The sequence below is a fragment of the Pseudomonas sp. NPDC086278 genome, from assembly GCF_050280905.1.
In the GTDB taxonomy this organism is placed as follows: Bacteria; Pseudomonadota; Gammaproteobacteria; order Pseudomonadales; family Pseudomonadaceae; genus Aquipseudomonas.
In genome coordinates this window covers 25,872-51,885 of the sequence record NZ_JBNNWE010000040.1, presented here as the reverse complement: position 1 = coordinate 51,885, position 26,014 = coordinate 25,872, and the positions used below count along the sequence as shown (strand labels likewise).

13 protein-coding genes, 1 rRNA gene and 3 pseudogenes are annotated in these 26,014 nt (G+C 60.7%); 4 read left to right on the top strand and 13 right to left on the bottom strand.

From position 1 onward, the window contains the following. Window positions 1-93, top strand: a 5S ribosomal RNA gene (rrf, locus tag ACQKP4_RS14700); the annotation flags it as partial. Between the two features lie 141 nt (window positions 94-234). Here the strand turns inward: rrf and ACQKP4_RS14695 are convergent. From ACQKP4_RS14695 to ACQKP4_RS14685, 3 genes are all read right to left on the bottom strand, one after another. Next, window positions 235-2,736, bottom strand: a complete 2,502-nt coding sequence (locus ACQKP4_RS14695; RefSeq protein ID WP_427634201.1) for a TonB-dependent siderophore receptor — start codon at window positions 2,734-2,736, stop codon at window positions 235-237. A gap of 82 nt (window positions 2,737-2,818) precedes the next feature. Further along, window positions 2,819-3,832, bottom strand: a complete 1,014-nt coding sequence (locus ACQKP4_RS14690) for a FecR domain-containing protein (RefSeq protein ID WP_427634206.1) — start codon at window positions 3,830-3,832, stop codon at window positions 2,819-2,821. After that, on the bottom strand, window positions 3,832-4,332 hold the full coding sequence (locus ACQKP4_RS14685; protein ID WP_427634199.1) for a sigma-70 family RNA polymerase sigma factor: 501 nt from the start codon (window positions 4,330-4,332) through the stop codon (window positions 3,832-3,834). Before ACQKP4_RS14685 ends, ACQKP4_RS14690 begins: the two co-directional genes overlap by 1 nt. 304 nt (window positions 4,333-4,636) lie before the next feature. On the opposite strand from ACQKP4_RS14685, the gene ACQKP4_RS14680 reads away from it, so the two are divergent. Then, window positions 4,637-6,517, top strand: coding sequence for a methyl-accepting chemotaxis protein (locus ACQKP4_RS14680; protein ID WP_427634197.1), 1,881 nt, complete (start codon window positions 4,637-4,639; stop codon window positions 6,515-6,517). Between the two features lie 147 nt (window positions 6,518-6,664). On the opposite strand, the gene ACQKP4_RS14675 is transcribed toward ACQKP4_RS14680, so the two are convergent. The 5 genes from ACQKP4_RS14675 to ACQKP4_RS14655 form a co-directional block, all read right to left on the bottom strand. Continuing rightward, window positions 6,665-7,132, bottom strand: a complete 468-nt coding sequence (locus ACQKP4_RS14675) for an SRPBCC family protein (RefSeq protein ID WP_427634195.1) — start codon at window positions 7,130-7,132, stop codon at window positions 6,665-6,667. Between the two features lie 25 nt (window positions 7,133-7,157). Then, window positions 7,158-10,559 (bottom strand): amino acid adenylation domain-containing protein, encoded by a 3,402-nt coding sequence (locus ACQKP4_RS14670; protein ID WP_427634193.1) that lies wholly within the window; start codon window positions 10,557-10,559, stop codon window positions 7,158-7,160. Between the two features lie 13 nt (window positions 10,560-10,572). Continuing rightward, entirely contained in the window at window positions 10,573-11,502 is a 930-nt protein-coding gene (locus tag ACQKP4_RS14665) for a diiron oxygenase (RefSeq protein ID WP_427634191.1), read from the bottom strand. After that, window positions 11,499-12,275: a DUF3050 domain-containing protein gene (locus ACQKP4_RS14660; RefSeq protein WP_427634189.1), complete on the bottom strand. Its 777-nt coding sequence runs from the start codon at window positions 12,273-12,275 to the stop codon at window positions 11,499-11,501. Before ACQKP4_RS14660 ends, ACQKP4_RS14665 begins: the two co-directional genes overlap by 4 nt. Window positions 12,276-12,993: 718 nt before the next feature. Next, the gene (locus ACQKP4_RS14655) at window positions 12,994-13,704 is read right to left on the bottom strand and encodes a GntR family transcriptional regulator (RefSeq protein WP_427634187.1); all 711 of its coding nucleotides are present in this window, start codon (window positions 13,702-13,704) and stop codon (window positions 12,994-12,996) included. A 220-nt stretch (window positions 13,705-13,924) separates the two neighbouring features. Between ACQKP4_RS14655 and lapG the strand changes: the two genes are divergently transcribed. Both lapG and lapD read left to right on the top strand, forming a co-directional pair. Next, window positions 13,925-14,617 carry a cysteine protease LapG gene (lapG, locus tag ACQKP4_RS14650; protein WP_427634185.1) on the top strand — a complete coding sequence of 231 codons (693 nt, stop codon included), beginning with the start codon at window positions 13,925-13,927 and terminating at the stop codon, window positions 14,615-14,617. A 14-nt stretch (window positions 14,618-14,631) separates the two neighbouring features. Beyond that, entirely contained in the window at window positions 14,632-16,578 is a 1,947-nt protein-coding gene (gene lapD / locus ACQKP4_RS14645; RefSeq protein WP_427634183.1) for a cyclic di-GMP receptor LapD, read from the top strand. A 136-nt stretch (window positions 16,579-16,714) separates the two neighbouring features. On the opposite strand, the gene ACQKP4_RS14640 is transcribed toward lapD, so the two are convergent. From ACQKP4_RS14640 to ACQKP4_RS14620, 5 genes and pseudogenes are all read right to left on the bottom strand, one after another. After that, the gene (locus tag ACQKP4_RS14640) at window positions 16,715-17,053 is read right to left on the bottom strand and encodes a tryptophan synthase subunit beta (protein ID WP_150782567.1); all 339 of its coding nucleotides are present in this window, start codon (window positions 17,051-17,053) and stop codon (window positions 16,715-16,717) included. Between the two features lie 148 nt (window positions 17,054-17,201). Next, on the bottom strand, window positions 17,202-20,777 hold the full coding sequence (locus tag ACQKP4_RS14635; RefSeq protein ID WP_427634204.1) for an immunoglobulin-like domain-containing protein: 3,576 nt from the start codon (window positions 20,775-20,777) through the stop codon (window positions 17,202-17,204). A 39-nt stretch (window positions 20,778-20,816) separates the two neighbouring features. Then, window positions 20,817-21,092 (bottom strand): annotated as a pseudogene (locus tag ACQKP4_RS14630) (immunoglobulin-like domain-containing protein); the annotation flags it as partial. 60 nt (window positions 21,093-21,152) lie between these two features. Then, window positions 21,153-22,571 (bottom strand): annotated as a pseudogene (locus ACQKP4_RS14625) (immunoglobulin-like domain-containing protein); the annotation flags it as partial. A gap of 195 nt (window positions 22,572-22,766) precedes the next feature. Next, window positions 22,767-25,685 (bottom strand): annotated as a pseudogene (locus ACQKP4_RS14620) (retention module-containing protein); the annotation flags it as partial. Window positions 25,686-26,014: the final 329 nt, after the last annotated feature.

The window sequence follows — 26,014 nt, the reverse complement described above, 5'->3', positions numbered from 1 at the left end:
ACCACCTGATCCCATCCCGAACTCAGCAGTGAAACGATGCATCGCCGATGGTAGTGTGGGGTTTCCCCATGTGAGAGTAGGTCATCGTCAAGATTGAATTCCGAAACCCCTGTCTGCGTATGCAGACAGGGGTTTTGTCGTTTAGGCCCAGATAAAAAGTCCGTTGGCCATACCACAAAAACAAAAAAGCCAGCCCCTAATGATCAGGGGCTGGTTTTTTTACAGGCCCACTATTTAGAACTGATAACTCACCGTGGCAGCGACGTTGCGCTCCTCACCCAGGTAGCAGTAGTTCAGACTGGCACAGGACGCCACATAGGATTCGTTTGTCAGGTTGTTCGCGTTCAGGCGTACGTCAACGCCTTTCAAGCCCACCTTGCCCAAGTCATAGCCAATAGAGGCGTCAAACAGCGTGTAAGAAGGCACCTTCATGGTGTTTTCCGCATCTGCCCAACTGTAGCCGACATATCGCACACCACCGCCTAAACGAAGCCCATCCAGTGCCGCGCTGTCGAACTTGTAGTCTGCCCACACCGACGCCATATGCCGTGGTGCCTGAGTTGGCGAATTACCCTTGTTCTCGATCGCATCGCTGGGCGTGCTCAACGTGCTAATCATCGACTTCGAATATTCAATGTCAGTAAACGTATAGCTGCCGAGTACTTTCAGGTTGTCAGTCAATTGCATGTGCGCTTCCAGTTCAAGTCCCTGGGAACGCACAGCGCCAACGGCCCGGTAGAAGACTTCCTGTGGCAGCTTGGTCGCCAGGTTTTCCTGATCAATACGGAACAGCGACGCGGTAAACAAGTTATCGGTGCCCGGCGGCTGATACTTCAAGCCGACCTCCCATTGAGTGCCATCGGTCGGTGCCAAAGGGTTACCGGCACTGTCCGCGTAAGAGTTCGGGTTGAAGGACTCGGAATAGCTGATATACGGCGCCAACCCGCTATCAAACAGATACAGCGCCCCCGCGCGACCTGTCAGCTTGGTGCGTTTGTCACTGATTTCAGTGCCCACTGGCCGACCGGTTTCTGCCAGTCGATTCTCATCGGAGGTTTCGACCCAGTCCTGGCGCATCCCGAGAGAAAAGCGCCACTTATCCAGCTCGATCAGGTCCTGCAAATAGACGCCGGTCTGCTCCAGGCGCCGCAAGTAACTGGTCTCACCGTAGAAGTCGATCGTCGAGTTGCCATACACCGGGTTGAACGCATCAATCGGCGCAACTGCCCCGGCTGCCCAGTCGACCACGGTTTTGCGTCGCTGATAATCGGCGCCCATCAGCACGGTGTGCTTGGTGGCCCCGGTGAAGAAATCCGCTTGCAGCATGTTATCGACGATAAACGCATGCAGTTTCTCGTCGCCACCCGTGTAATAACGGTTCAACTCATTGCTCGTCGCAGTGGTCCAGCCATAGGCGTAAACCTGATCCAGCTTCACCTTGGAATCGAGGTAACGAAAGTTCTGCCGCGCGGTAAAGACATCATTGAAACGATGCTCAAACTGGTAGCCAAACGACTGCTGGTCACGTTGATAGCCATCAATGCCGGGCTCACCTTCGAAGAAGTGCGGCGAGATCCGGTTGCCATTGCGCTGATGGAGTGTGCCGTCGGCCGGCACGCCGGCGTGATAGCCGCCATCGGGGTCGTTTTGTAGATAGGCCTGCAGCGTCAGCGACGTATCTTCGGTGAAGTCGATGCTCACCGTCGGCGCCAGGGCGAAGCGCTTTTCCCGATTGTGGTCGAACTGTGTGTCGGATTGATCCGTCAGTCCTGTCAGACGATAGGCGATGCGCTTGTCGTCATCCACCGGGCCGCTGAAGTCGAATCCCATGCCGCGCTGGCCTTGGGTGCCGACAGTCGCTTGAACCTGATGATAGGCCTCATACAGCGGCTTTTTACTGGTCAACGCCACCAGGCCACCCGGCGAGCTGCGCCCGTACAGCACCGAGGATGGGCCTTTGAGGATATCTATCCGCTCCAGGAAGTACGGGTCGACCTGCATGGTGCTGTAGGTCCCGCTGTCACCCATGGATTTCAAGCCATCGAGATAGATGTTATCCACCGAGCCATCGTTGAAACCGCGCATCGCCACGTAGTCGTATCGGTGAGTCGCGCCATACGGATTGGTCAGCACGCCGGGGGTGTAGCGCATGGCCTGAGACACGGTTTGCGAGCCTTGATCATCCATTTGCTCGCGCGTGACCACGGACACACTTTGCGAGGTTTCCAGCAACGCCGTGCTGGTCTTGGTGGCGACCTGGCTGTGCGTGGCGTTGTAGCCGTCCATGCTGCCCAGCGCGTTACCGAGCGCGAACCCTCGGATGTCGGTCGCGGGCAGCGCCAGCGCTTCGGTGTCGGCAGCCTGGCGCAACACATAGCTGCGGCCATCCTGGCTGACCGCGGCCAGCCCCGAGCCGCTGAGCAATTGGCTCAACGCCTGGTCCGCCGAATATTCGCCTTGCACACCGGGAGACTGCAGGTCCGCCGTCTGCGCAGGCGTCATCGCTAAGGTGATGCCCGCCTGACGCGCGAATTGATTGAGCACATCACTCAACGGGCCGGCGCCGACGTTGTAGCGGTGAAGGCTGACGGCGTTGCCCTCGGCGGCAGCACCCAGCGTCGGCAGCAGGCCGACACCCAGCGCCGTCGAAAACAACGCCGCGCGAACGGCATGGCGCAACAGGCCCGAATCCGCAGTGAATTGAGGAAAGTTCTTACTGGTGGTACGCGCAGTCATTGTAGGTTTCCGTAGGAAGTCGTCGAAGTCAGTGTGCTTACTGACTAAGCCGGGCTCACACGGAAAACCCGCCAAAAATAATTCAGACCTGTCGCTCCAGCGTCACCCACCATCGGGTGCGATAGCGCAATTGCACCGGCAACGTCTGCGGCAGGATGGCCAGCAACTGATCGGTGTTTTCCAGACGGAAGACACCCGACAGGCGCAAGTCGGCAATGTCGGCCGCACAACTGAGATAACCGTGGCGGTAACGGCCGACTTCGCTGAGGAAGTCGCCCAGACGCATGTTGCGCGTGACGATCAAACCATCAACCCAAGCCCCGACATCCATGTCCAACGGCGGCAACAACGTCGCTCGAAGGTGATCAACGCGATAGCTTTGTCCCGGATGCACTTGAGTCGGCACACCACCCGCACCCAGTGGAGAGTGGATCAAAACCAAGCCACTGGTAACGCTGAGCCGTGTGCAGTCGGCGTCCTGACGCAAAATGAAACGCGCCCCGATGCCTTCGTAGACACCCTGCCGGCTCTGCACACGCAGTGGTCGATCAAACGGAGATGCTTCATCAATTCCGCCGCAGGTCACGATGATCTCGCCGCGAGTGAGGTTGATCAGCCGCTGCGCGGCGGTGTAGTCGAGGTCCACCGCACTCGCCGTGTTGAGCTCCAGGCGCGTTCCGTCCGGTAACTGAAAACCGCGTCGCTCACCGGTGGCCGTCGCGAAGTCGGCGGTCCACTGCTGCCAGCCGACCACGTCCTTGCCCAACCACGCCGCCGAACCCATCAACAATGCACCCGACAGCAGTTTCAGCGCCTGGCGTCGCCCCAATCCCTGAGCACTGTTTTCCAGGGTGTTGAAAGCCACCTGTGCGCCGGGGACTGCGCGCAAATTGCTGCTCAGCTCGTTTTGCAGCGACTGTACGCGCTGCCACGCCAGTTCATGCTCGAAATGCTCTGCCCGCCAGACTTCGCATTGCTGGCGCAGCTTTGGATTGCTCGCGTTATTGCGCAGTCGCAGCAACCAATGGATGGCCTGTTTGACCACTTGCTGATGGGGCTCGCCGCGCCGGCTCAGTGATGAGTTATCCACAGAGATCACGCCTCATACCGCAACACATAACAGTGAAAGAGCGCGTCCGCGACGTAGCGCTCCACCGAGCGCAGGGACAGGCCCATCTGCGCGGCGACCTGTTTGTGAGTCAATCCTTCGCACTGCGCCAGCAGAAAAGCCTGACGCACTTTCGGCTTCAGTCCTTCAAGCAGGCGGGCGATGCTCTCCAGCAACTCAAGCACCAGTGCTCGCGCTTCGGCGGTCGGAGTTTGTGCTTCCGGCAAATGCGCGATGGTGTCGAGATACGCGCGCTCGATTTCTTCGCGGCGCCAGTGATCGATCACCAGGCCGCGCGCAATTGTGCGCAGAAATGCGCGGGGCGCTTTCAGTTCAAGGCGTTCGGTTCGTTGCAGCAGGCGGACGAAGGTGTCCTGAGCCAGGTCCGCCGCATCGGCCGCGTTGCCCAGCCGCGCACGCAGCCACGTATCAAGCCAACCGTGATGGCTGCTGTAAAGCGCTTGTACTGCAAACTCAGGTGAGGACATGAACGCAACAGCCCGGCAGGTCACAAATGATAATTAGTCGCATTGTTATCAAGGGCCGGGTAATTTGCAACTGCCAGCCGTACAAGCGCCGTTACAAAAACACTAATCAATTGCCCTGGCGGCCGTTCGACGGGAAAGGCTGGGCATTTGGTACATCTGCTCAAGGTTTCCAGACTTGCTGCCGACAGACTGGCGAGACATGCGTGCACCAAAGCAGAGCGGCCGCAGAGTACCGCCTGCGCTGTTACATGGAATGTTGCAACACGGAACGCATCCCCACTTTTTGCATAAGAAGCCCCATGAAATGAATCTCAAGTTCAGCCACAAAATTCTGCTGGCCGCCTCTGGCGTCGTGGTGCTGGCTTTCGCGTTGTTCACTTTGTACAACGACTATCTGCAACGAAATACCATCCGGCAAAACCTCGAGTCCTCCGTTCAGCAAGCTGGCGATCTGACTGCCAGTAGCGTGCAGAACTGGATAAGCGGCCGGGTGCTGGTGCTCGAGAACCTCGCGCAGAACGTCGCCCATCAAGGCGCCAGCGCCGACCTCGCGGGGCTGCTCGACCAACCCGCCCTCACCTCGAACTTCCAGTTCACCTACGTCGGCCAGACCAATGGCGTATTTACCCAGCGCCCGGACGCCAAGATGCCCGACGGTTACGATCCGCGTCAGCGTCCCTGGTACAAACAAGCCGTCGCGGCCGACAAGACCATGTTGACCCCGCCCTACATGGCCGCCGTCGGTGGCCTGGTGGTGACCATCGCCCTGCCGGTGAAGAACAATGGCGAATTACTCGGCGTGGTCGGCGGCGACCTGAGCCTGGAAACCCTGGTGAAAATCATCAACTCGGTTGACTTCGGTGGCATCGGTCACGCGTTCCTGGTCAGCGCCGACGGTCAAGTGATCGTCAGCCCGGACAAAGACCAGGTGATGAAAAACCTGAAGGACATCTACCCGAATGCCGGCGTGCGCATTGAGAAGGGCAATCAGCAAGTCACTTTGAACAAACAGCAACGCATCCTCTCGTTCACGCCGGTCAGCGGTTTGCCGAACGCTCAGTGGTACATCGGTCTGTCGATCGACAAGGACAAGGCCTACGCGCCATTGAGCCAGTTCCGCACCTCGGCGCTGATCGCCATGTTCATCGCCGTGAGCGTGATTGCCGTGCTGTTGAGCCTGCTGATCAACGTGCTGATGCGTCCGCTGACCACCATGGGCCGCGCCATGCAGGACATCGCGCAAGGCGAAGGCGACCTGACCCGCCGCCTGGCGGTCGAAAGCCAAGACGAGTTCGGCGAACTGGGCGGTTCGTTCAACCAGTTCGTGGAGCGGATTCACGCTTCGATTTGCGAAGTGTCCTCGGCCACCCGTCAGGTGCATGACCTGTCGCAACGGGTGATGGCGTCGTCCAACGCTTCGATCATCGGCTCCGACGAACAAAGCGCGCGCACCAACAGTGTGGCGGCGGCGATCAACGAACTGGGCGCCGCCACCCAGGAAATCGCGCGCAACGCGGCCGATGCTTCCCAGCACGCGAGCGGCGCGAGTGAGCAGGCCGATGACGGTCGGCAGGTGGTGGAAAAAACCATCCTGGCCATGACCGAGCTGTCGCAGAAAATCAGCCTGTCTTGCACCCAGATCGAAACGTTGAATGCCAGCACCGACAACATCGGGCACATTCTGGACGTGATCAAAGGCATCTCGCAGCAGACCAATTTGCTCGCGCTCAATGCGGCCATCGAAGCCGCGCGTGCCGGTGAGGCCGGTCGTGGTTTTGCGGTGGTGGCGGACGAGGTGCGCAACCTGGCGCATCGCACCCAGGAATCGGCGGAAGAAATCCACAAGATGATCAGCTCGCTGCAAATCGGTTCGCGCGAGGCGGTGACCACCATGAACGCCAGCCAGGTGTCCAGCGAGCAGAGCGTTGAAGTGGCGAATCAGGCCGGCCTGCGATTGGTCAGCGTGACCAAGCGTATCGGTGAAATCGACGGCATGAACCAGTCGGTGGCGGCGGCGACGGAAGAGCAGACGGCGGTGGTGGAAACCCTCAACGTCGACGTTAACCAGATCAATCTGCTGAACCAGCAGAGCGTGGCCAACCTCAATGAAACGTTGAAGGATTGTGATGCGCTGTCGGTGCAGGCGAACCGGTTGAAGCAGTTGGTGGACAGCTTCAAGATCTGATTCGGGCCAGTCGGACCGCGTCATCGTTCATGCGCGAGCAAGCCCGCTCCCACAGGTTGACCGCGTTTGGTATGGAGAAACGCGGTCAACCTGTGGGAGCGGGCTTGCTCGCGAATGCGGTAAACGAATCGCCGCTAAACCAACGCCCTACGCAAACAGCTTCAGCACATTGTTCATCGCATCATCGGCAAACCCCTGCACAAAATCCTTGAACCCCGGCAACGCATCGGCGCCGCCCTGAGCCGGTTCGGCAATGATGGTCCAGGTCGCCCGCGACTTGCCCGCGCCTAGCGGCTCGACACTCATCGCCGCCCACAAATTGGCCACGCCCAACGTGTTGTAGATCGTGGTCCAGGTCATGTTCAGTGCCTGGTCATCCCGCGAGTTGAGTTGCTCGACCACCAGGTTGCCGTCCTTGAAAAATTTCTTGCGCAGCGACGACACGCCTTCGCCCGTCGTCTCGATGTGCGACAGCGCCGGAATGAACCGGTCGAAGCCGGCAAAGTTACCGACCACCGCCCACACGTTTGCGGCCTCGGCCGGTATCTCGACCGCAGACACGACGTGGCAGCCTTGAGGGTTTTTGATCAGGGTATCGGGTTGCAGAGTGCTCATGGTCTTGCTCCATTGGTTGGGTGCATCAGATGAAATTGATTTGTTTGAGGTAGTCGCAACCGCGCCGCAGCAGCGCCGGCGATTTTTCCGGGTAGTGCGCGCCCATTTGCCGGATGCCGGCCTCGGCGTTGTCATGGCCGATCATCGAGATGTCGCCGATGTCTTCTTCAAAGCCGTTGAGGTAGAAACCGAGGACGCCGAACAGCGCGTTGTCGCTGTCGACGCGGCCCAGTTGCTGCTGCCAGTGCGCGACGCTGACCATGGCAAATTCGCGGCCGGCCTCACGGAAGGAGGCGACGTAATCGTCCCAACTCAAGGGCTCCGGGTTGTGCAGGTTGAACACCGCTTTTTCCGCTGAATAACGGCTGGCGTGGAAGGCGATAAACCGCGCGAGAAAATCCACGGGCATCAGGTCGAAGTTCAACGTGAACGCCGGCACCTGGCCGAGCTGGATCGAGCCTTTGAGCATCAACATCAAACGATTTTTATGCGGCTGGCAGACGCCGGTCAGGCTGTTGAAACTGATGTTGCCGGGGCGATACAGATTGACCCGCACCCCACGCTCGCGCGCGCGCTCCAGAATCCGCTCGCCAACCCACTTCGACAGGTTGTAGCCGTTCTTGATGTAGATCGGCGGGGTCTGCGCAGCGGGCAATTCCAGCACCCGGCCATCGTCGGCAATCGTGCTCGACGCCGAGAGCGTGGAGACGAAGTTGAAGATCTTTTTGCTGCGCCCCTCGCACAGCCGCAGGCACTCGAAAATCGGCTCGACGTTATCCCGCGCCAGCGACTCGTAATCGAGCACGTGATTGACGTTGGCCGCGTTGTGCACCAGCGCACCGAACTCCCGATCCAGCCGTTCGTAAACCTGCGCATCGAGGCCCAGTAAAGGGCGGGTAATGTCCGCCGCGTAAACCTGCACCCGACTCAGGTCCAGATGCTCCAGGCGGTTTTCCTGCAACGCGTGGGCGAAGCGCTGCGCCGCCGATTGCCCGCCTCCCTCGCGCACCAGGCACGCCACTTCCGTCACGCCCCAGGCCAGCAACGCCTCGACGATGTGCACACCGACAAAACTGTTGGCGCCGGTGACGATCACCTTGTGCACATCGCCCATGCGGCTGACCGGCAGCGGCCGGATATCCAGCTCACGGAACGCGTCTGCCATGGCTTGGGTGCTCAGCACTTCCTCGGTGCCGGTGCCGCGCACCAAGGTCGCCAGCTTCGCAATGGTCGGCAATTCGATGAAGCGGTTGATCGAGATGCTGCGGCCGAATTCCTCGCGCAAGCGCAGCAGCATTCGCGACAACAGAATCGAATGCCCGCCCAGGTTGAAGAAGCTTTCGTCGGTAGAAATGTCGCTGGGCGGCAGCTCCAGCAACTCGGCCCAGATCTCCAGCAACAGCGCTTCATCGACGCTGGCCGGCAGGCGCCGCGAGGTGTTTTCGGCAACGCTCACGGGCAGTGCCGACAACGCCTTGCGGTCGACCTTGCCGTTGCTGGCGTACGGCATGCTCGGCAGTTCGGTCCAGGCGATGGGCTGCATGTAGTCCGGCAAAAACTGCGTGGCGTGGGCCTTCAAGGCTTCGCGAGCGGCGCCCGGCTGTTGCTCCTGCGGTTGCGCGAGAAATGCCAGGATCCGTCGCTGACTGTCGATGACCACCGCCACCTGGCGGTACAACTGACTGTCGCGCAGGCAACGTTCAATCTCTTCCGGCTCGACCCGAAAGCCGCGAATTTTCACTTGGTTGTCCCGCCGCCCGCACAGCTCGATACCCGCCGCGGTCCACTTCGCCATGTCGCCCGTGCGATAGGCGCGCAAGCGCTCGCCGTTGGGCAGGCTCAGGTGCAGATAACGTTCGGCGGTCTGCTGCGGGTTGTTCAGGTAACCCAGGCACACTCCCGGCCCGACGATGTACAACTCGCCGACGCTTTGCTCGGCCACCGGTTGCAAATCCTCGTCGAGAATCAGCACCTGGCTGTTGGCGATCGGCGCGCCGAGGGTGCGGTTGTTGTCGCCGGGGCGCAGCTGCCGCGCGGTAATCAGCACCGTGGCCTCGGTCGGGCCATAGAGGTTGTAGAGGTTGCCCTGGCGGGTCAGTTGCTCGATGACATAGGGTTCGCAGACATCGCCGCCGGTCATCACATGGTCCAGGACCTGCAACTGATCCAGCGGCAAAATGCTCAACAGCGCCGGCGGCAAAAACGCGTGGCTGAGGTGTTGATGACGGATCAGCTCGACCAGTTGCAGCGGGTCGCGCCGCTGATCGTCGCTGGGCACGATCAGCTCGGCGCCTTGCAGCAGCGTCGGGAAAATATCGATCAGTGACGAGTCGAAACTCAACGACGAAAACTGCAACACCCGGCTCTGTTCGGTCAGTTGCACATAGTCGGCGTACCACGCCGTGAAGTGCGCGAGGTTGGCCTGGCTGAGCAACACGCCTTTGGGATGCCCGGTAGTGCCCGAGGTGTACAGCGCCATGCACGGCGCGTCGAGCGCGGGGCGCTGGCGCATCAACGGTTGGCCGAGGTCGACGTTGTTGATGTCGATTCGGCTGATGTCCAGCCCCGGCACTTCGTCGGCCAGCGGGTGGTCGCCGTCGTGCAGCAACAACACGGCCCCGGCATTCGCCAGGATGTACTGCTGACGTTGCAGCGGGTGGCTCGGCTCCAGTGGCAAATACACCGCGCCGCTGCCCAGGATCGCCAGAATCCCCGCATACAGAGCGTTGCATTTGCGCAGGCAGATCCCGACCACCCACGGCCCTGGGTGTTGCGCGAGCAACGGCAGCAATCGCTGCTGGATCGCGCGACTGTGAGCGTGCAATTGCCGGTAGCTCAGCGAGGTGCCGTCGATGGTCAGCGCCGGGCGCTCGGCGCATTGGATGAGGCGCTGTTCCAGACGCTCGATCATCGGGACTTGAGCCGCTTGCGACAGCCACGGCTGCGCGGTGTTGTTGAGTCGATGGACGAACGCCAGGCGCTCCAGCAACTGCAGGCTTTCCACCCGCTCGGCGTGGGCCGTCGCTGCCGGTTCGGCGTGCAGAAAATACTCGCTGTCACGAGAAAAGCGGCTGACCAGCAGCGCGACGTGATCCACCAGTTCCGCCACCGCTCGCAAGCGCAATGCCTGGCCGTTGCCCGACGATTCTTCGGCAATCGGCACGCGACTGAACAGCGTTGAGTTGCAGCTGCACAACAGCGCCAACGGCGGTAAACCAGTGCCCGGCGATCCCGCGACACCCAGTTGCAGCGTCAGTCGCGGCGTTGCACCGAGGTCTGCACACGGCAGCGTCGCGTCGTCGATCAGCAAATCGAACGAGGTGACCGCCCCGGCCCGCGCCAGCGCATGACCGTGTTGTTCGAGTTCCAGCGCCAGGTCGGTCAAGGCCTGGCTTTGCCCAATGAGCAGAATGTCGAGACGTCTCATGATGTTCTCCTCGTTAAGCCAGGTAGTCGCTGAGGGCGTCTTGCACGCACGGCGAATCCAGCAGCGAACTGCTGTGGAAAAACCGCACGATGTTGGCGACCAGCGGGTGGTGGCGATTGATCGGGAAGGCCAGCCCCGAGACTTCGCTCTTGAGTGCCTGGCGTGCCGCGTCGCTGATCTGCAAGGACTCGATCAGGCGAAAGTCGAACGTTTTCTGAATGTCGTTGGTCAGGTAATGGCCGATGAACACCGGCAGGATCTGCGCGATGCACTGGCGGTCGTCCTCGCTCGCGGTGTGCCAGTAGATGCGCACCATCCGCGACCAGAACCCTGAATGACGGCCCTCGTCCAGCAAGTGATCGGCCATCAGGCCCTTGATCGATTGCTTGACCGTGTCGTCCTTGGCGAACGCCGCGACATCGCCGGTCACGGTGTTTTCGGCGATGGCCACGCAGATCAGCTCCATCGCGCTTCGCAAGTGTTCCGGGGCGAGTGCGACCGCGGCGGGAATGGCTCGGCTGAGTTCGATTTCATCCGGCAATTCGATGGGCGTGATGCCGGTCATGGCGACGGTTTGTTGCATGAAATCCATCGCCACCAGGGCGTGGTAATCCTCGTCGATGACCACGGTCATGGCGTCATAACGACAGGCAAACGGGAACGCCACCGCAAAGCGATTTTTGGCGATGCTGCGCGCGGTCTTGTCGACGATTTCGGTCTCGAAAATCACCACGTCGTTGATGAACTTGTAGAGCGTCTGCACCAGCGCAAAGTCCCGTTGCCCGGGGCATTCGCGCAGGAAGGTTTCGCTCAGCACCAGCGGCTGGCGGCTCAGCGGGTAGATCAGCTTGTCATCGTTCTCCAGTACGCGCCGGGGGCGCGTGCGAATGGTCGCGCGGCGCTCCCAGGCGTCGGCGAAGGATTGGTAGTCGGCGGCGTTCATGCGTTCACCTCGGCAACCCGTTCACCCATGCTCAGGCGCAAGCCATCCCACAACGCGATGCGACTTTCCACGGCGGCGAGGGCGCTGGCGTACACGTCCGCTTCGCGTTGCGGATCGCCATCGACCAGCCGTGCGAGCAGTTTTTCAGCGGCGGGGCCATGGTCTTCGGAGTCGACTTCGATGTGGCGTTCGAGGTAGTAGCGAAAGGTCGGCGCCTGCTCGATGCCGATGCCCCAGTCGTCGAGAATTCGCTGGAACATCTGCGGAATCACGCTCTCGCGACCGTGCAGAAACGCCGCCGCCACACTGTGCCCCGGCGCATGCAGCGCAGTGTGCAAGGTGTTGCGCACGAACTGCGCCGCCGCCGGATCGACGTCCACGCTTTGCAGCGCCACGTCGTAACTCACGCCTTCCTGTTGCAACGCGACAAAACGCTCGACCACCGCCGTGCTGGCGCCCACTTCTCGCATCGCATCCAGGTACAACTCGAAATGGCTGTAATGACCCTGGGCCGGACGATCATCGGATTCTTCGCCCAGCACAATTTCATTGATCAGCCGCGCCGCTTGCGGGTCGCGCGGCGGCAACCAGGGCAGTTGCACGCAGGTGAGTTCCTGTTGCAGGCGTTTGGTCAGCGACATGAAATCCCAGACGGCAAACACATGGGTTTCCATAAAGCGCTGAAGTACCGACAGCGAATGTATTTCAGAAAAAATGGGGTGCGCACTAAGTTCGGCTTTCTTCTGGTTGAGGCGTTCTTTATTAGTATTCATCGGCGTGCCTATAAGTAATCTGAAGTGTCGACAGGAGGACTGCCAGCGTTAAGGGAAGTCGTTTCAAGTTTTCTATTGGCGAGCGAAGGCCTCAAGTTGATTGATAAGTTTGGATGCAGAACAAGGCGCCAGATAACGGCGTTTCGCCCCATGTTCAATGGCGGCGATGAAAAACTAAACCACGAATAAAGTGTCGGGCAAGTTATTTTTAACTTATTTGAAAGTTCAACTTTCTTGCGCGCGACATGCCCCGATAAAACAATTGTTAATTGTTTTATTTGGGCGTAGTTGCTCCTTTCGACCGAGTAACGTCAAAATTTTAAGTAAAGAGTGAATGCCTCACTCAAAGCAACTTTCCAGTTGTTTCGTTGACGTGATTTAAAGGGGTGGAAGTTGGCTGGGATCGACGCCGGTTCTTCCTTTCCCGTGACAAGACTCCTTCCGTAGGTTCTTGGTGCGAGGACGGCCCCGCCGAGGCGGTGCGTCTCCCGTTCATTAGTTGTTGGCCGCCCAAGAGTGAGCGTAAATCACGGCCGCCGCTATCGCCGAGGGCGTGATCTTTGCGAGCGTCGTTATTGAACTTGAGGACGGCAGATCGATGGGAAGAGAAGTGCGCGCGCTGCACCGATCCGGTTCAGCCGCAGGGGATGTGTAAGGGGATTATTCACAGCAAGCGTCGCGCGCAGTTCGGGCTGCGCACAACGGCTTGTCGGAGTATTTATCGGGAGGGTTTTTTACTCAGCGCGGCAGGACTGGCGAGGTAACGCGTAATGACCTCGACACCGCGATTGAGGTGATGCTCCAACAGTTTCACGGCGCGCTCGGTGTCGCGGTCTTCGGCGGCCCTTAACAGTGCGCGGTGGTCGTCCTGAGACAACTTGCCCAAGCCCATGGCCTCCAGATTGAAGCGCAGGAAGCGCTCTTCTTCGTTCAACCCGTCACCGATCAACCTTAACAGCCGGCCATTTGTGGTCTTGCTGTACAGCGTCATGTGGAACAGGCGATTAAGCCGGCCGATTTCGGCGTAATCGTGTTCCGTTTCCAGTTCCTCGATATAGCGCGCGGCCTGTTCGAAGTCTGCCTTGTCGAGCAAGGGAATCGACAGGCGCAGCGCCTCGGACTCCAGCAAAATCCGCAGGGCATAGGTTTCCGCCGCGTCGCCCTGGACCAGCGCCGCCACCACCGCGCCTTTATGCGCGACGACGTTAAGCAGCGACTGGGCTTCGAGCTGGCGCAGGGCTTCGCGCACCGGCATTCGACTGACGCCGAACAGATCGGCCAAATCCTGCTGACGCAGGGCAGTACCGCACGGAATGCGCCCGTCGAGAATGGCTGAACGCAGGGTTTCTTCGATCACCGAACGTGCCATGTGCGCCGGAATTGGCGCGTTGACCTTGATGCTGTTGAGCGGGTTGGGCTTCTGTATCACGACTACGCACCCTGAATGACTGAAATATTTGGATCCAAATGACACTAGAGACTGTGTCGGAGCTTGTCAAACGGACAGCAGAACCTGCCCCACGACCTGTTATGTCGCGCTCAATCTGAAGTTTAGTCCGGTGTCGGTGATCTCACCGTGCCATTGTTTTTTAGCTGGCTAACCTTCACCATCAGCCGATTCCCCACCTGCCTGACCTGGATGCCTCGCCTTGGCGCTACGTTTCGCGATCCCTCGGACTTTGCGCTGGCTGTGCTGCGCGCTGCTGCTGGCCGGCGTCATGCTGGGCGGGCTGCATGCCGATTGGGATTTTTCGCTGATCAGCCGCAAAGCGCAGGCATTGTACGGGCCATTGGGCGAGGGGCAGCAGCGAATCGATGCCTGGCAGCATTTATTGGCCACGCAAAAGCAGGTCGGCGAGCTGGAACAGCTCAATGTGGTCAACCGCTTCTTCAATTCACAGATGCGCTACGTCGAGGACATCGACCTTTGGCATGAAGTCGATTACTGGGAAACACCCATCGAAGCCCTGTGGAAAGGCGCCGGCGACTGTGAAGATTACGCCATCGCCAAGTATTTCAGCCTGCGCCATCTCGGCGTTTCCAGTGACAAGCTGCGCATTACTTATGTCAAGGCGTTGCGCCAGAACCGCGCGCACATGGTGCTGACTTACTATTCCAGCCCCGAGGCGATGCCACTGGTGCTCGACAGCCTGATCAACGAGATCAAGCCCGCCAGCCAACGAACTGACTTGCTGCCGGTCTACTCTTTTAATGCCGAAGGTTTGTATATCCCCGGTGCGAAAGGCAACAAGAAGGTCGGTGACACCAAACGCCTGTCCCGCTGGCAGGATGTGCTGAAGAAAATGCAGGCCGAAGGTTTCCCGGTCGAGACGACTAACTAGGAGCACGCGCTCAGATGTCTTTGTTCAAACAGCTGTTGATCGCTATCTGTCTGTTCCTGGTGGTCGCCTTCACCGGCAGCTTCATGGTCAGCCTGGAAAGCTCGCGCACCCAGTACGTCAACCAGTTGCGCTCCCACGCCCAGGACGCGGCCACCGCGCTGGCGCTGTCGTTGACGCCGAATATCGACGACCCGGCGATGGTCGAGTTGCTGGTCAGCTCGATCTTCGACAGCGGTTATTACGCGAGCATCCGTGTGGTCGACCTGGCTAACGACAAAACCATCGTCGAGCGCAGTGGCATTCCGGCGGTGAATAACGTGCCGGACTGGTTCGTCAAAATGATTGGCCTGGAGCCGGCCGGTGGCGATGCGATTGTCAGCCGTGGCTGGGAGCAGGCCGCGCGGGTCGAGGTGGTCAGCCACCCGATGTTTGCCGTGGCCAAATTGTGGCAGAGCGCGCTGGGCAGCCTCGGCTGGCTGTTGATCTGCGGGGCGGTGAGCGCGATCCTCGGTGCGCTGTTGCTGCGTCGACAATTGAAGCCGCTGGACTACATGGTCAAGCAATCCCACGCCATCGCCCGCCGTGAATTCCTCAGCCTGCCCGAGCTGCCGCGCACGCCTGAACTGCGCCGCGTGGTGCAGGCGATGAACCAAATGGTCGAGAAGCTCAAGGCCCTGTTTCAGGAACAGGCCGAGCGCAGCGAAAAGCTGCGGGTCGAGTCGTATCAGGACAACCTGACGGGCCTGGCCAACCGGCGCTATTTCGAAATGCAATTGAACGCCCGGGTGAGCAATCCGGAGCAAGCGAGTTCGGGCTATCTGCTGCTGTTGCGGGTCAAGGACCTGGCGGGATTGAACCAGCGCCTGGGCGGCCAGCGCACCGATCAATTGCTCAAGGCGGTGGGCGAGCAATTGTCCCGCGAGTGCGCCAAGTACCCGGAAACGCAGAACCTGGTCACGCGGATTCGCGGCGGAGAATTCGCCGTGCTGGCGCCAGGGCTGGTGCGCGAAGAAGCGCTGCAACTGGCGCAGAACCTCGACAGCGCCTTGGCCAGCCTGCATGCGACCGGCGCCACCGACGTCGCCTCGGTGGCGTCGATCGGCTTGGCGCCGTTTGTGTATGGCGACTCACCGCAAGCGGTGCTCGGGCTGGGCGATCAGGCGTTGGCGCAGGCCGAGGGGCAGGGCGATCAGAGCTGGGCGTGCCTGGATCACAGCGCCTCGGCCAATGTCGGCGATGACCACCATGCCTGGAACAATTTGCTCGATCAGGCGTTGAATCAGCGCCGGTTCCAGCTGTATTTCCAACCGGTAGTCGCCAGCCAGGACACGCAACTGGTGCTGCATTACAAAGTGCTGTCGCGCTTGATCGACGATCAGGGCCAGACCATCCCCGCCGGGCGTTTTCTGCCGTGGCTGGAGCGCTTCGGCTGGACCGCGCGGCTGGACAGGCTGATGTTGGAGCGGGTGCTTGAGCAAATGGCCGGCCACGAAGAGTCGCTGGCGTTGAACCTGTCCTCGGCGACGCTGGGCGATCCGCAGGCGCTGAATAAAGTCTTCGACATCCTGCGCGCCCATTCCAATCTCGGTCCACGGTTGACGCTGGAAATCGGCGAAGAACAAGTGCCCGAGCAAGCGATGCTGGAAGCGCTGACGCGACGTCTGCGCGAGCTGGGTTTCTCGTTGAGCCTGCAACGGTTTGGCGGGCGCTTCAGCATGATCGGCAACCTGGCGCGGCTCGGGCTGGCGTACCTGAAAATCGATGGCAGCTACATTCGGGCGATTGACCAGGAGAGCGACAAGCGCCTGTTCATCGAAGCGATCCAGCGCGCGGCGCACAGCATCGACCTGCCGTTGATTGCCGAGCGGGTGGAGACGGAAGGCGAGTTGCGGGTGATTCGCGAGATGGGGGTGTATGGGGTTCAGGGGCAATTATTGGGTGAGCCCAAGCCTTGGGAGTAGGGCTGATGACGCCTTCGCGAGCAAGCCCGCTCCCACAGTGGATTGGTGTTGACCGCTGAATTCGGATTCACCCAAAACCCTGTGGGAGCGGGCTTGCCCGCGAAGGCGTCAGCCAAGACACCGATAAAAGCGGGGCCTAGATCAACCCCGTCTCTTCATCATCAATCAAATGACTCAACCCACCCAACGCCTCACGCGCCTGGGTCCGGTCCATCAATTTGGCTTGTGCGGCCGCTGGCAGGTCGGTGACGCGGATCACGCCTTTGCTGGTCAGCACCTGGATCAGGTCGTCGAGTACCCGGATCATTTCCAGGTCGCTCTGCTTGAGCTGTTTGAGGCTGGTTTCCATGACTTCGTTGGCGTACCAGGCCTGGATTTCATGGTGATCGGCCGGCAGCGTTTCCGTGGCCTCGGCATAGGCCGCGGCTTCCACGCGCACTAACTGGCCTTGCGCATCGCGTTGCACGTAAAACATTGAGCATCCCTCGGAAATGAACCAGCGTCATGCTGTCAGCAGCATAGGCCAACTGGACGCGAGTATGCGGTGCGGCGACGAAATCGTCACCGGGCTGATAGACCCAAACGTGACGGCCGCCCCATAAGGGCGGCCGTTTTTCGTTTGATCAGCTGTTGTTGTGGTCGACTTTGATGGTCGGGTCGCTGCCGGCAATCAACGAGTGAAGATTGGCGGTGGACCAGTTGTTGCCTTCCAGTTTGATCGTCACGTCCGGCGTGGCGGCTGCCGCGTCGCCCGAGTTGAACTTGCCGCCGGAGCTGACTTGCAGCGACGACACGCCATCCACGGTGCTGATTTTCAGGAAGTTGTCGATGGTGCTGCCGCTTTCGCCCTGCAACAGGTCGCGCAGGTCGATGCGGTCACCTTCGCTGGCCTTGAAGTCCTTGATGACATCGTTGCCGGTGTCGCCGGACTTCCAGACGAACGTATCCGCGCCCGAACCGCCAATCAGGATGTCGTTGCCCTGACCGCCCATCAGCGTGTCGTTACCGCTGCCGCCGAGCAGGATGTCATTGCCCTTGCCGCCATCGAGGCTGTCGTTGCCGCCCTGGCCGAAGAGAATGTCGTTGCCCGCGCCGCCCAGCAGCGTGTCATTGCCGTCATGCGCACCGGACACATCGAACAGGGTGTAGTGCTCGGTAATGAATTGATGCACGTTGCTGGTGGTGACTTTGCTGACGTCCACGCCGGTCTGCTGGGCGACGAACGCCTGCATCGCCTGATAACCCTCGCCGGCCACGCCGTTGAAGCTCACCAGGTCGCCGAAGATGATGTCGTTGCCTTCGCCGCCATTGACCGTGTCGGCCCCCGGCAACGTCGCTTCGGTGTGACCGATGATCGAGTTGGCCAGGTCTTTCGGATCGATGTTGGTTTGCGGCGCGTGGTCGGAGTCGTACGGTTTCAGGTCGGCCAGGGTCACGCCTTTGTTCAGGCCGATGGCCTCGACGTTCGACAGGTTGCTCAACAGCGTAAAGCTGCTGTTCGAGTTGTCGAGCGCGGTCTGGGTCGTGTAGCTGCTGTTGCCGGCCAGGCTGGATATTTCGTAGGTGCCATCGCCCTGAGCGTGAATGGTGCCCAGGTTGCTGGAGCTCCAGCCGCCATTGCCGTAGGTTCTCAGCGTCACAGTGCCGGCGCTGTTGATGCTCAGGGTGTGCGTGCTGTCGATGGTCGTCGAGAAGGCGTCACCCGGCTTGTAGTTGCTGGTTTTCACCACATCGTCGAGCTTCACGCTGCCGTACAGCGTCGGGTTGCCCTGTTCGCCGGTCTGGTAGTAGTTCGGCTGGCCGTCGGTGATGAAGTACGTGAGGTTTTTCGCCCCGGTGTTGGCCACCGCGTCGGCGCTCTGGAACCAGTTGGCCGTGGTTTTGAACACGTCTTCGTAGTTGGTCACGCCGCCGGACGACATGGACGTCAGCACGGCTTTGAGCAAGGTCAGTGCGTTCGGGTCGTTGAGGTTGACCGATACCGATTTGTTGACCTGGGTATCGAAGTCCACCAGGAAGATGTTCACGGTGCCCGAGTTGCCGCCCATGCTCTGCTTGAGCGTGTTGAACACCGCCGTCAGCGAGTCCTTGGCCGCGTTGATCGAGGTCGAGCTCATGCTGCCCGAACTGTCGACCATGAACGCGATGTTGTAGTTGGTGCCCGGCACCACGGTCAGCCCGCCGATGTCGGCGACGACGATGTCGTTGCCGGTCGTGCCGGTGACGGTGTCATCGCCGGACGTGGCGGTCACGGCGTTGTAGACCGCCGGGTAAACGGTGACCGGGATCGTCGCGGTGCTGATGGCCGACCCACCCAGGACTTCGGTGGAAGTCGAGGTCACGGTCAGGTTGAACTGGCCGTTGTAGTACGGCGGCGGGGTCACGCTCAGGGTGCCGAGGTTCCAGCCGGTGACGTTGGCTTCGCCGGACGTCGCGGTGGCGGTGAAGGTGTGGCCGGCGCCATCGGTGAGCACCGAGCCGGCCGGGATGCCGCTGATCTTCACGCTCAGGCTTTCGGAGCCGTCGCGGTCGGTCAGCGCCGTGTTGATCGCGGACAGATGAACGCTGGTGCCTTCGGCGGCTTCATTGAGTTTGTAGCCGTCGTAGTAGCCTTCGCCATTGGTGCCGTGCAGGTCGGAAACGGTCACGCCGGACGCGGCGAGATCCGCCACGCCGGTGTACAGCGGCACGCCCGCGCTGCTCAGATCGACCGCCGGGCCGCCGTTAACCGACAGGTTGACGTCGTAGTTGCCCGGGCCGTTCTGGTTATGGTGGTAGATGTCGAGGGTGTAATAGCCGCTGGTGGTCGGCACGAACGAACCATTCAGGTTGCCGCCCGCACCCCAGGTGATCGCCGCGACGTTCTTGCCGCCGATGGTCACGAGCAGGCTGTCATCGCCAGTGCCGCTGAAGGTGTACGTCTTGCCGGCTTCGAGGTAAATCAGGCCGGAGGTTTTCGAGGCGGTGCCTGCGGCCACGTCGCTGCCGGATTGCACGTTGGTCACGGTGCTGCTGGAGTTCGGCGCACCGGCGCCGTCGATCACGCTTTTCAGCGTACCCGTGGCCACGCCGCTGCCATCGGTGCCGAGGCCGGAAAGACCGGTCCAGACCTCTTTGATCAAGCCCGTTGAGGTGACGTTGTTGCCGGCGACGTTCAGCGTCGGTGCGTCAGCTACCGGGGTGATGTCGACTTTCAAGGTCGCTTCAGTGCCCTTGTTGAAACCGTCGGTAGGCGTGTACTTGATCTGCGCGTAGTCAGCCGCCTTGTTGCCGATGCCCGAACCGCCATAACCGTCGGCGCCCGACTCGTTGGTGGCGGGCACAAAGGTCAGTTTGCCCAGCGTAATATCGGCCTGGCTGATGGTCTGGCCCAAGGTGACCGGTACACCGTTGAACAGCAGGGTGCCGCCGCCCGAAACCTGGGTGATGGTGATGCCCAACGGGCTGTCGTTATCGACGTCGGTGACCTTGAAATCGTTCCAGCCCAGGGTGATGGTCGAATCTTCGAGACCGGCCACCGCACCGCCAATGGCCACCGGCGCGTGGTCGTTGTCGATGATGTTGGTGGTGACATCTTTGTTGGCCGAGTCGATCACCAGGTTCTCGAAATTACCGCCGCTGACCGAATCGATGGCGATCTTGAAGTTCTCGGTACCTTCGACCAACTTGTCATGAATGGTGTTGATGTCGAAACCAACACTATTGCTGTTGGCTGGAATCTTGACGGTCACCACACCGGTGTAGTCCACGCCATTGGTTGCGGTGCCGCTGTATTTCAGGGTGACCGTCATTTCGGTCTGAGCGGTATTGCTCAGGGTCAGCGTGTAATGCGCAGCCTGGCCTTCGTTCACCGTCGTAGCGCCGCTGATGCCAAGCGTGGTCTGCTCACCCTGGCCCGAAGGTTGGTCGGTCACGGTGGTGGTCAGTTTTGCGTCGTTCAGCGTCAGTTTTTCGAAGTTGCTGCTGCCGGTCACCGATTCCAGTTTGTTGACCAGCGACGGCTGGCCGCCAGCGTACACATCGTTATGGGTGACTACGGTCGCGGTACCGCTGGTGCTGTTGGCCGGTACGGTGACGATTGTGCCGTCGGTCAGCTTGAAGGTCAGCGGGTCGTGATTGCCGATAGCGATCCCGTCTTTGTTGGTCAGGGTCACCGTGTAGGTGACCGATCCGCCTTCGATGACGGTGGTTTTGTCCACGGTCAGCCTGGCGATGACTTCGCTGACGGTGTCGGTGACGACCACCGACGCCGGGTTACCGATCACCAGATTTTCCAGCGCAGTGCCACCGGAAGTCGCGCCGCTGACGCCCAGCGTCGCGGTGCCGCCGTCTTTGTAGACGTCTTCGCCTTGAGGTGCCAGGGTGTGGACTTTTTGCGTTTCGCCTGCGGCAAAAGTCACGGTCTGGCCGTCGCTCAACTTTACGGTGATGGCAACATTCTGGGCCTTGTCGAGCTTGATGGTGAAACTCGGCGCCTGGTTTTCCAGCACCGCGCCGTTGCCGACGACGGTGATGCCGACCTTGTCGCCCAGGTTGTTGGTGGAGGTACCCGAACCTGACTCGTCCGTGACCGTGGTTTGCAACGAATTCTGAGCCAGGGTCAGTTGTGGGAAGTGATCCGCACCGTTGACGCTTTCAAGTTTGTTGACGATGGCCGGCTGACCGCCCATCAGGATGTCGTCCGGGGCGGTGATGGTGAGCGAACCGGACGTCGCGTTGGCCGGCACTTTGATCAGGGTGCCATCGGACAGCTTGAAGGTCAGCTCGTCGTGGCCGCTGATCGCGATCCCGTCCTTGTTGGACAGGGTCACGGTGTAAGTGATCTGGCCACCTTCCGCTACGGTGGTTTTATCCACCGTGAGGGTCGCGACGACGTCACTGACGCTGGCCGGCGGGTAAACCGTGACTGGAATCGTCGCAACACTGGCTGCCGAACCGCCGAGGGTCTCGGTGGCTGTCGAGGTGACGGTCAGGTTGAACTGGCCGTTGTAGTTCGCAGGCGGCGTCACGGTCAGGGTGCCGAGGTTCCAGCCAGTGACGTTGGCTTCGCCGGAGGTCGCCGTCGCGGTGAAGGTGTGGCCGGCGCCATCGGTGAGCACCGAGCCTGCCGGGATGCCGCTGATCTTCACGCTCAGGCTTTCGGAACCGTCGCGGTCGGTCAGCGCCGTATTGATCGCGGACAGGTGAACGCTGGTGCCTTGGGCACCTTCGTTGAGCTTGTAGCCGTCGTAATAGCCTTCGCCCTTGCTGCCGTGCAAGTCGGAAACCGTCACGCCAGAGGCGGCCAGGTCCGCCACGCCGGTGTACAACGGCACACCCGCACTGCTCAGGTCGATCGCCGGGCCGCCGTTGACCGACAGGTTGACGTCATAGTTGCCCGGACCGTCCTGGTTGTGGTGGTAGATGTCCAGGGTGTAGTAGCCACTGGTGCTCGGTGTGAACGAACCGTTCAACTTGGCACCCGCGCCCCAGGTAGCGGCCGCCACGTTCTTGCCACCAATCGTCACCAGCAGGCTGTCATCGCCGGTGCCGCTGAAGGTGTAGGTCTTGCCGGCTTCGAGGTAAATCAGGCCGGAAGTTTTCGACGCCGTGCCTTCGGCAATATCGCCACCCGATTGCACGTTGCTGACGATAGTGCTGCTTTTTGGGGGGCCAGCGGCATCGATCACCGATTTCAGCGTATTGGTGGGCGCGCCGCTGCCGCTCGTGCCCAAACCGGCCAAGCCGGTCCAGACTTCCTTGATCAAGCCTGTCGAGGTTACGTTGTTGCCCGCGACGTTCAGCGTCGGCGTATCTGCCACCGGGGTGATGTCGACTTTCAAGGTCGCTTCAGTGCCCTGGTTGAAACCGTCGGTAGGCTTGAACTGGATCTGGGCATAGTCCGACGCCTTGTTGCCAACCCCGGTACCCCCATAACCATCGGCGCCTGATTCATTGGCGGCGGGCACGAAGGTCAGTTTGCCCAGGGTGATATCGGCTTGGCTGATGGTCTGGCCCAACGTGACCGGCACACCGTTGAACAGCAAGGTGCCACCGCCCGATACCTGGGTGATGGTGATGCCCAACGGGCTGTCGTTATCGGCGTCGGTGACCTTGAAATCGTTCCAGCTCAGGGTGATGGTCGAATCTTCGAGACCGGTGACAGCACCGCCGACAGACACGGGCGCGTGGTCATTGTCGAGGACGGTGACGCTGGTCTTGTCGGTGCTCAGGACCAGGTTTTCGTAGGTATTGGTCCCCGAGACGCCAGTCAGTTGATTAACCACCGTCACCGGCTGATTCACGTAGTGGTTGTCTTGCGTGGTGACCACGGTGCTGCCGCTGGTTTGGTTGGCGGCGACGTTGATCACGGTGCCGTCGGTCAGCGTAAAAGTCAGGGCACCGTGGTTATTGACCGGCAGACCATCGGCGTTGGTCAGGGTTACGGTGTAGGTGACCTTGCCGCCCTCAGTGACGCTGGCATTGTCGACCGTCAGTTTGGCGACCACGTCATTGATGGAATCAGTAATGTTCGTCGACACCAGCGCCTTGTTCGGCACCAGGTTTTCGAAATTGCCGCCGCTGACCTGGTCAATGCTGGCGGTGACCTTGCCGGCGTCGATGTAGACGTCATTTTTCGGCGCATCCACGCTGACCTGCCCCGAGAACGTGTCTTTGAGGATGGTGATGGTCGAGCCGTCGCTGAGCTTCACGGTCATGTCGCTGCCCGCGGCATGGGACAGGGTCGCGGTGTAGACGATATGGCCGCCTTCCTGAACCGAGCCGGTAGCGCTCAAGGTCAGGCTGGTGGTGTCGGCGGTGTCGGTCACTTTGGTGACGACGGCCGAGCGGTCGGTGTCGAGTTTCTCGAAGTTGCCGCCGGTGCTGGTGGCAATCGCTGCCCGCACTGGCGATGCGCCGGTGTAGACATCGTTGGGCACGGTGTACGGCGCGGAACCGCTGGATTCGCCGGCCTTGATGTTGATCACCAGGCCATTGTTCAGGGTCACGGTCATCGCGGTGTCGGCCGGGTGGCTCAACGTGGCGGTGTAAGTGATCTGGCCGCCTTCGCCGACGGTGCTGACATCGGCGCTGAGTTTCAGCGTGGTGGTGTCGATGGTGTCGTTGACGGTGGTGGTGTGCGTGGTTTTGCTGACGTCGAGCTTCTCGAAGTCGCCGCCGCTGGTGCTGGCGATGCCGACGGTGATCTTGCTGCCGTCCTTGTAGACGTCATCGGACGGGGCCGCGACGGTGATGGAGCTCGACTTGTCGCCGGCCTTGATCACCACGCTCTCGCCGTTGCTCAGCTTCACCGTCATGTCCGTGCCTGCAGCGTTGCTGAGGTTGACGGTGTAGGTGATGGTGCCGCCTTCGAGCACGTAGTCGCTGGCGGTCATGGTCACTTTGGTGGTGTCGACGGTGTCGCTGATGGCGGTCGTCGTTGGCGTCTTGTCGGCCACCAGATTTTCGTAGTTGCCGCCGGTCACTTCCTTGATCGAGTTGGTCAACGGTTCGTGGCCGACCAAGACGTCGTTCGGTGCCTTGACCGTGATCGAGGCATGGCTTTCACCGACGGCAATGGTGATTTTTTCACCGTTGGCCAGACTGACGACCACGTCTTTGCCAGTGACCGGCGCGGTCACCGAAACGGTGTACACCACGTTGCCGCCTTCGGCAGCGCTCGGCGTTGCGGTCAGGCTGACGGTCGACGTATCGATGGTGTCCTTGACGTCAGTGACCGCCGCGACCGGGCTGGTGACCAGGTTTTCGAAGTTGCCGCCGCTGGCGTCCTTGATGGTCGCTTCAACTTTGCCGGCGTCTTTGTAGACGTCATCCTTGGGCGCATCGAAGCTCACCGAACCGCTGGTGGCGCCCGCCGCGATGGTAATCACCGCGCCGTTGCTCAAGGTCACGACGACCGGCGTGCCGGCCGGGTTGGACAGGGTCGCGGTGTAGACGATCTGCCCGCCTTCGGCCACTTCAGGCGACGCCGACAGACTCAGGGTGGTGTCATTGACCGAGTCAGTGATGGTGGTCACGACCGGGGCTGGATTCGGCACCAGGTTTTCAAAGTTGCCGCCGCTGGCGCCGGTAATGGTCGCGGTGACGGTGCTGCCGTTTTTGTAGACATCGTCGGCCGGCGTCGGCACGTTCACGCTGCCGCTGGTGTTGCCGGCGGCGATAGTGATCGTGGCGCCGTTGGACAAGGTGATGGTCACCGGCGTCTGGGCGGCGCTGGTCAGGGTCGCGGTGTAGGTGATCTCGCCACCTTCGGTGACGCTCGCGCCGGCGGTCAGGGTAACGGTGGTGGTGTCGACGGTGTCGGTGACCTGAGTCACGGCGGGCGTGGTTGGCGCGGTGACGATGATGCCACTGCCGCCCGAGGTGCCGGTGACGGTCACGCTGATCTGGGTCGGGTCGTTATAAACGGTGTCGTTCGGCGCGAGCGGGACGTTGACCGTGCCAGTCAACTGGCCGGCCTGGATCACGATCACCGAGCCATTGGACAAGGTGATGGTCAGGTCGGTCAGCGGCGCCTGGGTCAGGGTCGCGGTGTACACCAATACGCCACCGGCCTCGGTGATGGTCGGCGTGGCGCTCAGGCTCAGGGTCGAATCGCGTTGTACGATCGGGTTGTTGGTGTTCTGGCCGCCGGGGGTTTCCAGCGCGCTCTGCGCGGCCGAGCCGAAGCCTGCGGTCGGGAAACCAACGGTCGGGTCGACGCGGCCAGCGGTCGCATCCAGCATCACAAAGCTGTGACCGCCACCCGCTGCACCGCCGTTTCCGGCTGCTGTCGGGCCTGCGGCGGTTGCTTCGAGGTCTTTGGTCGGGTCGGCACCGGCAACGATGGCCTGCTGTAATTCTTCAACCGATGGCGCGGCTTGCGCGGTCGCTTCGGCGAGGTCGGTACTCGAATCCGGCGCGGTGCCACTCCATTGAGTGTCGCGGCCCAGGTCCAGGGTCCGGCCGTCAGCCAGTTCCAGCGTCACCGCGCCGGCAGCGCCGGTGTCGACCTGATCGCCGACAAACAACCGGTCGCCTTCAACGAGTACGCGGCGGATGCCCTCTGGGGACACCGCGAAAACCTGACCCACAATGCTTTTGACGATGGCCACAACACTGCTCATTGAAGACTCTCCGGATGTCCGTTCAGTTGACTTCCATGGACCTGATTGGCGCACTCGCCGATCAGTCTGGACGTACTTTCAAAATGTAATAAGCGCAAACTTTGACGCAGCTATTCGTCAATAAAATGTCTATGCTATTTTGCGATTAACTATATGCCAAACTATTGACCTTGCACGTTCATCCTAATCACTCGCTTGCGTAATGTCACATTGATATTTGGCTGAGGAACCGTGCCGGATGGCGTGATCTGGCCAGCGCTTTTGACTTTCCGACATACGGTAATCCAGCGCGTCGCCTTCAGCGCCCGGCGATGAGTGTCAATGTGATT